Genomic DNA, 13,718 nt, shown 5'->3' with positions numbered 1-13,718 from the left:
TCTGACCGAGGTCAAGTTTCCCAAGACCGAAAGCATCAAGGTGGCGCACCATCAGCACTAGTCTTGCCAAGTGGCGGCATCACACAATCGAGCGAGCAGCATGAGATTTCCGGCAGGGGTTGTCGCGGGATTGCTCTTACTCACTGGCACGGGGGCGAGCCATGCCGTGGTTCGCATTGCCAATGATCGAGGCGGATCGATTGCTGACTACATCGAGCGATACGAGAAATTGCGCGCCGCGCGTCAGTCGGTCGTTATCGATGGCCTCTGCGCTTCCGCCTGCACGATCGTCCTTGCGACGATTGCATCGGACGACATCTGCGTCACCTCAAAGGCAAGACTTGCCTTTCATGCTGCGTGGGACTTCGGCAGGAATGGCCGCACATTTACCGACCGCGGGGCGACCCGGATGCTGTATTCAATGTATCCCTCGCCAATCCAGCAATGGCTCGATCGCCGGGGAGGACTAACTCCCCGTACGGTTTTTCTTCAAGGTAAACAGCTGCATGGGATGTATCGCGGGTGCGATTTCGATCCACGGGCATCTGCCACGCGATGAGTGACGCGATCCGCAAGTTGCACCGAGCAGCATCTTCATTAATGCAATTTAACCCGGATTCCGGCCAATCCGCCCACAAGCATTAGGGTTACTTCCTCGATCTCTAAGCGAATTATTGTCCGCTTTACCAGCCGCCTCTAACACGAGGACGGCGGACAACGCACATGCCTCATACAGGCCAATAAGTGCGGCCCGCCCCACGCGGAGGTGGCACGATGCGCAACGAGACGATCGCTATTCACGCCGGTTACGAGCCCGAGGCGACCACGCACGCGGTTGCCGTGCCGATCTACCAAACCGCGGCCTACGCCTTCGACAGCGCCGATCACGGCGCGGCGCTCTTCAATCTCGAGGCGGAAGGTTTTCGTTACAGCCGCATCGCCAATCCGACCAGCGCGGTGCTGGAGAAGCGTATCGCCCAGCTCGAAGGCGGTGTCGGTGCGCTCGCGGTCGCGACCGGCCAGGCGGCCTTGCATTTCGCCTTCGTCAACGTCGCCGATCACGGCGGCAACATCGTTTCCGTGCCGCAGCTCTACGGCACCACGCACACGCTGCTCTCGCATATCCTGCCGAGACAGGGCATCACCGGCCGCTTCGCCGAGAGCGACAAGCCTGAGGCGATCGAGAAGCTGATCGACGAGAACACCCGCGCCGTATTCGCCGAGACCATCGGCAATCCCGCCGGAAATGTGTGCGACATCGAGGCGCTGGCCAAGGTCGCGCATGCGCATGGCGTGCCGCTGATCGTCGACAACACCGTTGCAACGCCCATCCTGCTCAAGCCGTTCGACTACGGCGCCGACATCGCCGTGCATTCGCTGACCAAGTTTTTGGGCGGCCACGGTACGACGCTCGGCGGCGCCATCGTCGATTCCGGAAATTTCCCCTGGGCCAAATACGCGGACCGCTTCCCCGGCTACAACAAGCCGGACGCCTCCTATCACGGCCTCGTCTATGCCGAGCGCTTCGGCCGCACCGCCTATATCGAGCGCGCGCGCAGCGTCTATCAGCGCACCATGGGCTCGGTGCTGTCGCCGTTCAACGCCTTCCTGCTGCTCCAGGGCATCGAGACCGTGGCGCTGCGCATGGAGCGCCACGTCGAGAACGCCCGCAAGGTCGCCGAATTCCTGCGCAAGGATTCGCGTGTTGCCTGGGTCAATTACACCGGCTTTCCCGACAGTCCCTACTATCCGCTGGTGCAGAAATATCTCGATGGCAACGCCTCCTCGCTGTTCACCTTCGGCATCAAGGGTGGGATGGAAGCCGGAAAGAGCTTCTATGATGCGCTGAAGCTGATCACGCGCCTCGTCAATATCGGCGATGCAAAGTCGCTGGCCTGTCATCCGGCCTCGACCACCCATCGACAGATGTCGGCAGAGCAGCAACGCGTTGCCGGCGTGCTGCCGGAGACCATCCGGCTCTCGATCGGCATCGAGCATGTCTCTGATATTATCGAGGACATTGACCAGGCACTGGACAAGGCCTGTCGGTCAGCGCGCCTCGAGGCCGCGGAGTAGACGGCGGCGCCCATGACGATCTTGATCGACAGGGATCAAGTCATCTCGAGCCCGGCGCTGGTGCCGACCGAGCGCGATCTCGCGCGAGAACGCGGCCCCGAACTCACGATCGGGCTTGTCAACAACATGCCGGATCCGGCGCTGAAGGCGACCGAGCGGCAGTTCATGAAGCTGCTCCAGGCCGCAGCAGGCCAGTGCCGCATCCGCTTCCACTGCTTCTCGCTGCCCTCGGTCAAGCGCTCGCCGGAAGCGAAATGGCATGTCGAAAGCGAGTATTCCGACCTTTCAGATCTCAAGCGTCAGAAATTCGACGGGCTGATCGTAACAGGCGCAGAACCCGTCGCTCCCGAACTCGACCAGGAGCCGTACTGGCGCGACCTCACCGACCTCATCGACTGGGCCAAGGTCAACACGCGCTCGACGATCTGGTCGTGCCTCGCCGCGCACGCGGCGGTGCTGCACCTCGACGGCATCGAACGGCGACGGCTGCCGGCCAAATGCCACGGCATCTTCGATTGCGATGCCGTGACGAGCGATTCCCTGACGCGCGCCGCGCCGGCGCCGCTGAAGGTCTCGCATTCGCGCCTGAACGAGATTGCGGAGAGCGACCTGGCGCAGGCCGGTTATCAGGTGCTGACACGCTCGGCCCAGGCGGGTGTCGATGTTTTCGTTCGCCAATATGCCAGCCGCTTCGTGTTCTTCCAGGGGCACCCGGAATACGACGCGCTGTCGCTCCAGCGCGAATATCTGCGCGACATCGGCCGCTATCTCGCGCGCGAGCGTGAGAATTATCCGCGCCCGCCCGTGAGCTATTTTGACGCAGCGACGGAAGAGAAATTGACCCGCTTCGAGAAGAAAGCGGCCCACCAGCGCCATCCGGCGCTCACCAACGAGCTGCCGGGACTGAATTTGCGCGCCGATATCGGCGCCGGCAGCGCGGCGGCGGTGCTTTTCCGCAACTGGTTGCAATATCTCAGCGTGGGAGCCGATGCGTGGGTCCTTGCGCGTCAGCCGAAGGATGTTGGTTCCGCGTTAGGATTACCCAAGCGTTAGGCTTGCCTCAACCAGCGCGCGAATGTTTCAGTACAGAAATACGTAAATCACGGGAAACGCAGTCGTGTGGTCGGCACTCCAGGGACGCGTGAGCAATCGGCTGGCTCGGCACTTTCGCGCCGCGCCGCACCGGCTGCCGGCGCATGCGCCGATCGTGAGCTTCACCTTCGACGATGCCCCCGACAGCGCCGCGGGCGAGGGTGCGGAGCTTCTGGAAAAGCACGGCGGCCGGGGCACGTTCTATCTCGCCGGGAGCCTGATCGATCAGCCGTCGGACCACTGGCATGGCCTGTCGGATGACGCGATCGTGCGGCTTCACCGCGCCGGTCACGAGATTGCCTGCCACACTTTCTCGCATCAGAGCTCGGTCAATCTCGACGAGGCCGCGATGGCTCGCGAGATCGAGCGAAACCGCGCTTATTTCCGTGGTATCGATTCCTCGATCACGCTGGAGAATTTTGCCTATCCCTATGGGATTGCCTCGGTCTGGCGCAAGCCGCAGCTCGCCAAGGCCTTCCGTTCGGCGCGCGGCATCCTTCCCGGCGTTAACAGCGACGTCATCGACCTCCAGTTCCTGCGAGCTTCGCCCCTGGTCGATTGCGAGATCGATAGAGCGGGCGTCGATCGCTATTTCGACGAGGCGGTCGCGAGCGGCGGATGGCTCATCTTCTATGGCCACGACGTGGCGAACACGCCGAGCCCCTACGGCTGCACCCCAGACCTGATGCGTCATGCGTTGCAAGCGGCCGGAAAGCGCAACATGCCGATCGTGACGGTCGCAGAAGCGCTGCGAAGGATCGGGGCGTAGCTTCTTTACCTTCTCCCCGCTTGCGGCAGGGCAATCGCATTCGAACATCAGAATATGTCGTCATGCCCGGGCTTGTCCCGGGCATCCACGTTCGTTGTGCTGTGTGGAAAGGCGTGGATGGCCGGGACAAGCCCGGCCATGACGTTGTGGGTACTGTCGGTGCCTCAGCCCCACACCTTATGTGCGTTTCCCGTACCGCAAGCGGGGAGAGGCAGAAGATGGACTTGCCACGCCGACGCCGCTATGCGACTGGCCTTGTGACGAATCTCACGGCCTTGGTTCCATCCCGCCCATGTCCGCTTCCTCCACCGCCCCGCTGCCTGCGCCGGCCAACGGCCGCGACGCGCTGTCGGTGCTCCATTCCGTATTCGGCTTGCCGGGTTTTCGTGGCGCGCAGGGTGAGATCGTCGGGCACGTCACCGACGGCGGCAATTGCCTGGTGCTGATGCCGACCGGCGGCGGCAAGTCGCTGTGCTACCAGCTTCCTTCACTGCTGCGCGAAGGCTGCGGCATCGTGGTGTCGCCGTTGATCGCCTTGATGCGCGATCAGGTCGCGGGCCTCATCGAGGCCGGTGTCAACGCCGCCGCGTTGAACTCGTCACTGACGCCGCAGGAGGCGTCCGATATCGAGCGCCGCCTGCTCGCGGGCGATCTCGATCTGCTCTATGTCGCACCGGAACGCCTGGTGACGCCGCGCTGCCTGTCGCTGCTGGCGCGGGCGAAGGTGGCGCTGTTCGCGATCGACGAGGCGCATTGCGTCTCGCAATGGGGCCATGACTTCCGCCCCGAATATGTCGGCCTCTCCATCATCGCCGAGCGCTTCCCCGACGTGCCGCGCATCGCGCTGACCGCGACCGCAGACGACTTGACGCGCAGGGAGATCGTCGAGCGGCTCCAGCTCACGGGCGCACCGCAATTCGTCTCGAGCTTCGACCGGCCCAACATCCGTTACGAGATCGTCGACAAGCGCAATGCCGTATCGCAGCTGAAGGAGTTCATCCGGGAGCGGCATGCGGGCGATGCCGGCGTGGTCTATTGCCTGTCCCGCAATCGTGTCGAGGAGGTCGCCGCCGCGCTTCAAGACACCGGCATTGCGGCGCTGCCCTACCACGCCGGACTCGATGGCAGCGTGCGCTCGCGCAACCAGGACCGCTTTCTCAACGAAGACGGCATCGTCATCGTCGCGACCGTCGCGTTCGGCATGGGCATCGACAAGCCCGACGTGCGCTTCGTCGCCCATCTCGACCTGCCCAAGAGCATCGAGGCCTATTATCAGGAGACGGGGCGCGCCGGCCGTGACGGCAAGCCGTCGGCGGCCTGGATGGCCTATGGGCTCTCCGACATCGTGCAGCAGCGCCGGATGATCGACGAGTCCAGCGCCTCCGACGAATTCAAGCGGGTCTCGATCGGCAAGCTCGATGCGCTGGTTGGCCTTGCCGAAACGCCGCACTGCCGTCGCCGGCGGCTGCTCGCCTATTTCGGCGAGATCGTGATGGGCGAGACCTGCGGCAATTGCGACAACTGCCTGACGCCGCCGAAAATGCGCGACGGCAAGGTGCTGGCGCAGAAGCTGTTGTCCTGCGTCTATCGCACCGGACAGCGTTTTGGCGCGATGCACCTGATCGACGTGCTGGTGGGCCGGTTGACCGAGAAGGTGACGCAGTTCGGCCACGACAAATTGTCCGTGTTCGGCATCGGACGCGAGCTCAACGAAAAGCAGTGGCGCACCGTGCTCCGGCAGTTGGTGGCGACGGGACATTTGCAGAGCGACAGCGAAGCGTTTGGCGCGCTGAAGCTGACCGAGACCGCGCGCGGCGTGCTGCGCGGGGAGACTGAGGTGTGGCTGCGTGAGGAAACGCCCGGCATGCGCATTCGCGCGAGTCGCGGCAAATCCCGCCGCGGCGATCTCGCGCCTCCGACCAGCCCGCCGCAAGGCGATGTCGATCCCGAATTGCGCGCGCGGCTGCGCTCATGGCGCTCTGACATCGCGCGCGAGCGCGGCGTGCCGGCCTATGTCGTGCTGCACGATGCCACCATCGACGGCATCGTCCGGGCCTGGCCGACCACACTCGACGAACTCCGCAACGTGCCCGGCATCGGCGACAAGAAGCTCGAGCACTACGGCGACGAGCTGCTGCAGATCGTCAGGACGCGGTAAGCGATCGCAGGTGCCGTAGCCCGGATGGAGCGCAGCGCAATCCGGGGCAGCCTTTCCGTATCGTGCGATTCCCCGGATTGCGCTGCGCTCCATCCGGGCTACGAAGATGGAAGAGGCGGCTATCGCCCGCCTCCCTCATGCCTCACCCATTCCGGAACGCATACGCATATCCGTTCAGCGCGGGGGCGCCGCCGAGATGAGCGTAGAGGATCTTTGCGCCCTTCTCGAAATAGCCCTTCTTCGCAAGATCGATCAGGCCCTGCATCGACTTGCCCTCGTAGACGGGGTCGGTGATCATGCCCTCGAGCCGCGCGCTGAGGCGGATCGCCTCCTTGGTCTCTTCCGACGGCACGCCATAGGCGGGATAGGCGTAGTCCTCGATCAGCACGACGTCGTCGGCGACGAGCTCCTTGCCGAGCTCGACGAGCTTGGCCGTGTTCTGCGCGATCTCGAGCACCTGCGCCTTGGTCTGATCAGGCGTGAGAGAGGCGTCGATGCCAATCACCTTGCGCGCGCGGCCGTCGGCGGCGAAGCCGACCAGCATGCCGGCATGGGTGGAGCCGGTGACGGTGCAGACCACGATGTAGTCGAACTTGAAGCCGAGCTCTTTCTCCTGCTTGCGCACCTCCTCGGCGAAGCCGACATAGCCGAGACCGCCGAATTTGTGCACAGAGGCGCCGGCGGGAATGGCGTAAGGCTTGCCGCCCGCGGCCTTCACCTCCTCGATCGCCTGCTCCCAGCTCTTGCGGATGCCGATGTCGAAACCGTCGTCGACCAGGCGCACGTCGGCGCCCATGATGCGCGAAAGCATGATGTTGCCGACGCGGTCATAGACGGCGTCCTCGTGCGGCACCCAGGCTTCCTGCACCAGACGGCACTTCATACCGATCTTGGCTGCGACGGCGGCGATCATGCGGGTGTGGTTCGACTGCACGCCGCCGATCGAGACCAGCGTGTCGGCGTTGGAGGCGATCGCGTCGGGGATGATGTATTCGAGCTTGCGCAGCTTGTTGCCGCCATAGGCAAGGCCCGAATTGCAGTCCTCACGCTTGGCATAGACCTCGACATTGCCGCCGAGATGCTTTGACAGCCGCTCCAGCTTCTCGATGGGCGTCGGGCCGAAGGTCAGCGGGTAGCGCGCGAATTGGTCCAGCTTCATGGGTCATCCCGATTGGCGTTGAGGTCTGGGACCTGGCTAGCACTGGCCGCGGAAAATGTGCTCTCGAATATTGCGCCAATATTGCACACTATCTTGCAGCTTTTGCGGAATAGGATATCAAGTCTTCCAATGTAATGACACTTTCTGGAAGTTTCTTCCATGCCGGCTCGACTCGACCGCATCGACCTTAAGATATTGAGATTGCTGCAAAATAACGGCCGGCTCAGCAATGCCGAATTGGCCGAGACCGTCGCAATCAGCCCCGCCACCTGCCATCGCCGCACTCAGCGCCTGTTCGAGGACGGTTTCATCGCCGCTGTCCGCGCCATGGTCGCTCCGAAGAAGGTGGCCAAGGGCACGCTGGTGATGGTCGGCGTCGTGCTCGATCGTTCGACACCGGAGAGCTTTGCCATTTTCGAGCAGGCGATCGCCAGGCTGAAATTCGTCCTCGACTGCCACCTCGTTGCCGGCGACTTCGACTACTTCCTCAAGATCCGCGTCGGCGACATGGAGGATTTCAACCGTATCCACGGCGAGCAGCTCATCGCGCTGCCCGGCGTGCGCCAGACCCGCACCTTCTTCGTCATGAAGGAAGTCGTCGACAACGCGCCGCTGGAGTTTTGAGCAGGCCTGTCACAGCAACTTCACTTGCCACGCGCGGGCATGCGCGCGACGGTCCTCGCCTTCTCAACGAGGAGATCCCGCCGTGCGCCTTTCCATTCTCGATCCGAAGGATCTGACCGACGAGCAGAAGCCGCTCTATGACGACATGCGAGCGGGCATCAAGGACCACTTCAAGGGCTTCGTGAACATGCGCGATGACGGCGCGCTGCTCGGGCCGTGGAATCCCTGGATCCGCGAGCCGCGCTTCGGCAAGCCGGTGTGGGAGCTGGTCAAGGCGATCGCGTCGAACCCGCTGCTGCCCGCACCGGTGCGCGAGGTCGCCATCCTCGTCACCGGCTCGCATTTCCGTTCTGGCTACGAGCTCTATGCCCATGTGCTGGTCGCCGAGCAGCGTGGCCTGTCCGACGAGAAGCTCGCGACGATCGTCGCCGGGCAGCGGCCGGTCGATCTCACCAAGCAGGAGGCTATCGCCTACGACGTGGCATCCGCGCTGGTCAGTGGCGGCGTGCTGCCGGAATTGACCTGGCGCGCCGCGGTGAAGGAGTTCGGCGAGCATGGCGCGGCCGAGCTGTCGTATCTGGTCGGCGTCTACTGCATGGTCTCGGTCACGCTGAACACGTTCGACGTGCCGGTGCCGGACTGAGAGCTGCGTGCTTCGATCACTCCGCCGCTTTGCTTGCAAGCGGCGGAGGCGCGAAGGCGATGCAGCGGTTGCGGCCTTCGGCCTTGGCCTGGTAGAGCGCATGATCGGCCGCGCCCATCAGCGCGTCGATGCCGGACATGCCGACCGTGGCCTCCGCGATGCCGATGCTGACGGTGACGTCGAACTGAATCTCGCCGGCGACGATCTGCGCGCTCATCACGCGCTTGCGGATGCGATCGGCGACAGTCCTCGCCCGCGACAGGCTGGTCTCGGGCAGGAGAACGGCGAACTCCTCGCCGCCAAGGCGGCCGACGATGTCCGATTTGCGCTTGCCGTCGAGGCACGCGGCCGCAACCGCCCTGATCGCGGCGTCGCCCACGGCATGGCCGTAGCGATCGTTGACCGACTTGAAGTGGTCGATGTCGAGCATCAGCACTGAGACGGAGCGATAATAGCGCTGAAACCGGCTCCACTCAGCCTCGAGGCTCTCGAGGAAGTGGCGGCGGTTGTAAAGGCCGGTGAGCGGATCGGTGGTAGCGAGCGTCTCCAGCATCGCGGCTTTTTGCATCAGGTCGGTGATGTCGACATAGGTCAGCATGCGGCCGCCATTCGACATCGTGGTGCAATGGGCCCTGATGCGCCGTCCGTCCGGCGTCTGCAGATCGCGCACATGGTCGCCGGCCGTGACCTCTTCGACGCGCCGCGCCGGAAATCTCGCGATCTCGTTTGTCGGAAGATTGGGCGCGCTGGCGCGATGCAGGCGCCGCACGAGCGACGAATAGGCCGGCCGGCTCGCCGCCTCGTCTTCGCTCACCTCCCAAAAGCGCCGCATACGCCGGTTCATGAAGGTGGCGTGCAGGTCGGAGTCGAGAAGCAGGACCCCGTCCTGGACATTCTCGAGCGCATCCCGCAGCAGCTTCAGCTCGTCGGAGGCGCGCACGATGTCCGTGACGGGCGTATAGGTCAGCATGCGCCCGCCATCGGGCAAGGGCGTGACCTGGACACGCACGACATCGCCATTGGTCCGGCGCAGATCGATCGGCGTCGGATCACCCGCCTCGATCACACGGACGCGTTCCGCCACCAGAGCATCGAGCTCGGGGTCGGGCACTTCATAGGCGCCGGTGTCACGGCCGTGATGGAGCAGCGTAAGGATTGATGGATTGCTGTCGGCAACCTCGTCAGGCAGGCGCCACATCTTGCGGAACGACCGGTTGATCAGGCGCGCCCTGAGACTGGAGTCGAGCAGCACGATGCCGGTCGGCACGTGATCGAGCGCCGCGCGGAGCGCCAGCATCTGGCTGCGCATCAGCGCGTCGGGCGAGCGTTCCCGCTCCTCGCCGACCGCTCGCTCGACGATGCCTGGCTGCTCGAAGGTGATCCCGACCTGACGATCCGATCGCCAGATCACGCGGCAGGTCAGGATCTCGCGCCCCGCGAGCCTGAGCTGGAAACGCTCGGGTACGCCGATGCCGCTCTCCATCTCGAGCGTCGCGGCGTCTTCGGTCAGCCGGCGCACGACGCAGTCGATCGACGACTGGCCGAAATTGAAAAAGATCTTCCCAGCAAGGAACGTCCGTTCCGGAACCAAGCGGGACATTCGCAGCCTCCAAGGCGAAAACGACGGGACGAACACGACACCAAACAGCCGGTCCAGTCTCGCTCAAGGTTCCTTGCGGCGATGTAACGCGATCAGTGATTTTGGATGAGGATTAACGATTGGTTGACGAGCGAGGTGGGGTGACCGTGGCCGCACTAGTTGCGGATGGCGTAGAGCGGTGTCCGCAGCGTCACCTGGTAGGACGGTTTTGGCATCCACGCGATCTGGGCGGTGATGCCGAACAGGCGGTTGTCGTTGTCGTCCATGCGGTCGAGGTCGAGCCGCAGGATCGGCTGGGTGAAGGACGCCGCCAAGGTCCGGCCGGCGAGCTGCGCGCCGCCGAACGACTGCATGCCAAGGCGCCCGGTGAACTTCCAGTTGCTCGGCCATTGGTAATAGCCGCCGGCATAGAGGATCGTGTTCGGCCGGATGCTGGCGAGCTGGCTGGCGATGTCGGTGTGGGTATATTGCACGCCGGCCAGCCAGCCCCGCGTCTCATCCTCGTCGAGCGCGTAGTCGAATTCCAGGATGTTGTTCAACGAATTCGTCATGCCCTGCTCGTTCGGCACCGATTGGGTCAGCGTCGATTGCAGCGTGATGGTCGGGATCTTCCCGCCGTTCTGTTGATAGAGGTCGGCCTGGACGCCGATGTTCCAGCTCGTGATGTCGAACGCCGACCAGCCGCCGCCGATGTCGGTCGTCGAGCCCGACACACCGCCATAGAGCGAGACGCGATCGCTGACGTCCACCGTCAGCGGCAGATCGACGGCGATCGATTTCGCGGCCGGCAAGCCGTTCGGCAAGCTTGCGCCCCGGCGCGCCGCCAGCGCCTGGAATGCGGCCGACAATGACGTGTTGCCGAAGCCGAGCCCGAGCGTGCCCGCCGGGATCGTCGCATAGATGGTACGGAGATCGAGATAGATGTTTGGTACGGCCGGCTTCGCCGGTGCGTCGTCGGCAGCGAAGGCGGCGCCGGCCGAGATCGTCAGACAAAGCAGCCCCATCGCGGCCGCGCGCAGAGCCTGGCGATGCAAGGGGCTATGATCGAGCACGAGACAATCCGACGCGCGGCGATTTGGTGACGGAATTCTTCCTAGATGGAACGTGATCGTTGGTGCGGTCAAGCGCTATTGCAAGCGGTGGACTGCACGGACGTGCGCAGCTACCTTGTGGTGATTGTACCGACACACACACGCCGGCCGGGGTGCAGGCGAGACAATGGAAGGACGACAGCCATGAACACGTCACGCCGCATTCTGCTCACTGGTCTGGCGGGGCTCGCTGTTGCTCCGACGGCCGTGGTTGCCGCCATACCGACGTCCGCGCCTGACGACGTGACGGTCGCCGAGGAGCGCTTCGCGCGCACCATTGCGGCTGCGCATGCGCCCGATGTCACCTGCGCAAGGCAGGCCGAACGTTATGCGGATGCACATTGGCCTGAATACGTCGTGGCAGCCAGGGCGGTGCTCGACGCGCGCGTGTGATTCGCAGGCTCAGTTTTCGACCGCCCGCCTGACCTGCTCGCCGATCTGCGACAGCACGAGCTGCGCCTGCGGCAGGATCGCCCCCATGGCGTGGAAATTGTGGACCATGCCGTCGTGGCAGACATGCTCGACGGCGACGCCAGCAGTGAGCAGCTTGCGGGCATAGGCATTGCCTTCATCGCGCATCGGGTCGTACTCGGCCGTGTGGATGATCGCGGTCGGTAGGCCTGTGAGCCGCGTTGCGCGCAAAGGGGAAACGCGGGGATCGGCGGTGTCGATGCCGTCAGGCAAATAATCAGCAAGATCGGCCGCGATGGTGACGCGGTCGATCAGGTGGCCCTCGGCAAAAGCCTCGCGCGAGGGCGATGTTTCCTCGAAATCCAGCACCGGGCAGATCAGGCATTGCGCGGCGATGGCAAGGCCAGCGGTTTGCGCCGCCTCCTGGCACACGATCGCAGCGAGCGTCGCACCGGCGGAATCGCCGCCGACCACCAGACGCTCCGCGTCGATGCCGAGCGATGCGGCCTCGCGCGCAACCCATTCGGTGGCGGCGATCGCATCGTCGACGGCGGCAGGAAATCTGTGCTCCGGCGCGAGCCGGTACTCGACCGAGACGAGGCGGCAACCGGTAGCATGTGCCAGCGCCGCCGCGATGCGATCATGCGTGGCGATGCTGCCGGCGACGAGGCCGCCGCCATGAAAGAACACGAAGCCCGGCGCGCGCTCCTCGGCATTTGCCGGCGTGTAAAGGCGATAGGGCAGTTCGCTGGCGCGGCCGGGCAGCCTGCCGTCGCGTGTCGTCACATCCGGCGCATCGGTGCGCGCGAACTGCATCAGCTTGGCCAGCGATTGCCGCCGCGCCTCCACGCTCGGCCGGCCTCTCGCCTGCGGTGCGGCCGCAGCAATCATGGTCAACAAGCGCCTTGCGAGCGGATCGAGCGGCATGGTGAACTCCGTATCATTGCTCGCATTATAGCCGGTTTGGCCTGCTTTACCCTCCAGGGGAGGGGTGCCAGTCCCGCAGCAAATCGTTTAGAAATTGGGACAATAGTGCCCGGGTATTTCCAAGGGGAGGCCGCCGGTCATGGCCGAAATCAAGAAGCCGATCGAATATTCGCCGAGCTGGACCTTCTTCGAGGGCAAATGGCACGAAGGCAATGTGCCGATCATGGGTCCGCGCACGCACGCGGCCTGGCTCGGCTCGGTGGTGTTCGACGGTGCACGCGCGTTCGAGGGCGTCGCGCCCGATCTCGACCGTCACGTCGTGCGCGCCAATCAATCCGCGATCAATTTTGGCCTGAAGCCGGTGGTCGATACCGGCACCTGGCTCACGCTCGCAACGGAAGGCATCGCACGCTTTGCGGCCAATGCCGAGCTCTACGTCCGTCCGATGTATTGGGCGCAGAACGGCGCTGGCGGCGGCGTGCTGTTCGACCCCGAGACCACCAATTGGTGCCTGTGCATCTACGAGGCGCCGATGCCAAAGCCCGTCGGCAACGCTATCACCCTATCGCCGTTCCGCAGGCCCACCGCCGAATGCGCGCCGGTCGAGGCGAAGGCGGCCTGCCTCTATCCGAACAATTCGCGCGCGCTCGCGGAAGCCGCTTCCCGCGGCTTCCAGAACGCGCTGATGCTCGACATGCTCGGCAATGTCGCGGAGTTTGGCAATTCCAACGTGTTCATGGCCAGGGATGGCGTGGTCTATACGCCGGTGCCCAACGGCACGTTCCTCAACGGCATCACGCGCCAGCGCGTCATCAACCTGCTTCGCGGCGACGGCGTCACCGTAGTCGAGAAGACGTTGCGCTATGCCGACTTCCTGGCCGCCGACGAGATATTCTCCTCCGGCAATTTCGCCAAGGTCGCCCCGGTGATCCGCATCGACGAGCGCGAGCTGAAGCCGGGCCCGTTCTACACAAAAGCGCGAAAACTCTATTGGGACTTTGCGCATGCGGTGAAGCTGGCGGCTTGATCCGCACTTTACGCCGTCAAGCCCGGGCTCGTCCCGCCTGCGCGGCCGAAGCCGCTTCGGCGCGGCGAAGGCCCGGGCATCCACGTACTTGCTCGCATGTCGTGATGCGTGGATGGCCGGGACAAGCCCGGCCATGACGAG

13 protein-coding genes are annotated in these 13,718 nt (G+C 64.2%); 9 read left to right on the top strand and 4 right to left on the bottom strand.

Features of this window, described 5'->3' with window-relative positions; genetic code table 11:
• Nucleotides 1–100: 100 nt before the first annotated feature.
• The 5 genes from IVA81_RS26890 (at nt 101) to recQ (ending at nt 6,095) form a co-directional block, all read left to right on the top strand.
• Nucleotides 101–559, top strand: a complete 459-nt coding sequence (locus IVA81_RS26890; protein ID WP_247323575.1) for a hypothetical protein — start codon at nt 101–103, stop codon at nt 557–559.
• 215 nt (nt 560–774) lie between these two features.
• The gene (locus IVA81_RS26885; protein ID WP_247323573.1) at nt 775–2,076 is read left to right on the top strand and encodes an O-acetylhomoserine aminocarboxypropyltransferase/cysteine synthase family protein; all 1,302 of its coding nucleotides are present in this window, start codon (nt 775–777) and stop codon (nt 2,074–2,076) included.
• 12 nt (nt 2,077–2,088) lie between these two features.
• Nucleotides 2,089–3,129, top strand: coding sequence for a homoserine O-succinyltransferase (locus IVA81_RS26880; protein WP_247323572.1), 1,041 nt, complete (start codon nt 2,089–2,091; stop codon nt 3,127–3,129).
• Nucleotides 3,130–3,193: 64 nt separating this feature from the next.
• Nucleotides 3,194–3,937 carry a polysaccharide deacetylase family protein gene (locus tag IVA81_RS26875; protein ID WP_247323569.1) on the top strand — a complete coding sequence of 248 codons (744 nt, stop codon included), beginning with the start codon at nt 3,194–3,196 and terminating at the stop codon, nt 3,935–3,937.
• Nucleotides 3,938–4,229: 292 nt separating this feature from the next.
• Nucleotides 4,230–6,095 carry a DNA helicase RecQ gene (gene recQ / locus IVA81_RS26870; RefSeq protein WP_247323567.1) on the top strand — a complete coding sequence of 622 codons (1,866 nt, stop codon included), beginning with the start codon at nt 4,230–4,232 and terminating at the stop codon, nt 6,093–6,095.
• A gap of 142 nt (nt 6,096–6,237) precedes the next feature.
• Here the strand turns inward: recQ and IVA81_RS26865 are convergent, their stop codons facing one another.
• On the bottom strand, nt 6,238–7,254 hold the full coding sequence (locus tag IVA81_RS26865; RefSeq protein WP_247323565.1) for a 1-aminocyclopropane-1-carboxylate deaminase: 1,017 nt from the start codon (nt 7,252–7,254) through the stop codon (nt 6,238–6,240).
• Nucleotides 7,255–7,413: 159 nt separating this feature from the next.
• Between IVA81_RS26865 and IVA81_RS26860 the strand changes: the two genes are divergently transcribed.
• Both IVA81_RS26860 and IVA81_RS26855 read left to right on the top strand, forming a co-directional pair.
• Entirely contained in the window at nt 7,414–7,878 is a 465-nt protein-coding gene (locus IVA81_RS26860; RefSeq protein WP_247323563.1) for an Lrp/AsnC ligand binding domain-containing protein, read from the top strand.
• An 82-nt stretch (nt 7,879–7,960) separates the two neighbouring features.
• The gene (locus IVA81_RS26855; RefSeq protein WP_247323561.1) at nt 7,961–8,521 is read left to right on the top strand and encodes a carboxymuconolactone decarboxylase family protein; all 561 of its coding nucleotides are present in this window, start codon (nt 7,961–7,963) and stop codon (nt 8,519–8,521) included.
• Between the two features lie 16 nt (nt 8,522–8,537).
• Here IVA81_RS26855 and IVA81_RS26850 read toward each other — a convergent pair whose 3' ends face one another.
• Entirely contained in the window at nt 8,538–10,121 is a 1,584-nt protein-coding gene (locus IVA81_RS26850) for a sensor domain-containing diguanylate cyclase (RefSeq protein ID WP_247323559.1), read from the bottom strand.
• A gap of 155 nt (nt 10,122–10,276) precedes the next feature.
• Complete coding sequence (locus tag IVA81_RS26845; RefSeq protein WP_247323616.1) at nt 10,277–11,140, bottom strand: hypothetical protein; 864 nt, start codon at nt 11,138–11,140, stop codon at nt 10,277–10,279.
• A gap of 216 nt (nt 11,141–11,356) precedes the next feature.
• Between IVA81_RS26845 and IVA81_RS26840 the strand changes: the two genes are divergently transcribed.
• Nucleotides 11,357–11,605 carry a hypothetical protein gene (locus IVA81_RS26840; protein WP_247323557.1) on the top strand — a complete coding sequence of 83 codons (249 nt, stop codon included), beginning with the start codon at nt 11,357–11,359 and terminating at the stop codon, nt 11,603–11,605.
• Between the two features lie 9 nt (nt 11,606–11,614).
• Here IVA81_RS26840 and IVA81_RS26835 read toward each other — a convergent pair whose 3' ends face one another.
• Nucleotides 11,615–12,550: an alpha/beta hydrolase gene (locus tag IVA81_RS26835; protein WP_247323554.1), complete on the bottom strand. Its 936-nt coding sequence runs from the start codon at nt 12,548–12,550 to the stop codon at nt 11,615–11,617.
• A gap of 139 nt (nt 12,551–12,689) precedes the next feature.
• Here IVA81_RS26835 and IVA81_RS26830 point away from each other — a divergent pair, with 139 nt between their 5' ends.
• Nucleotides 12,690–13,577: a branched-chain amino acid aminotransferase gene (locus IVA81_RS26830; protein ID WP_247323553.1), complete on the top strand. Its 888-nt coding sequence runs from the start codon at nt 12,690–12,692 to the stop codon at nt 13,575–13,577.
• Nucleotides 13,578–13,718 lie beyond the last annotated feature (141 nt).

This window comes from Bradyrhizobium sp. 141, from assembly GCF_023074055.1.
In the GTDB taxonomy this organism is placed as follows: Bacteria; Pseudomonadota; Alphaproteobacteria; order Rhizobiales; family Xanthobacteraceae; genus Bradyrhizobium.
This window is presented reverse-complemented; position numbering and strand designations above follow the sequence as displayed.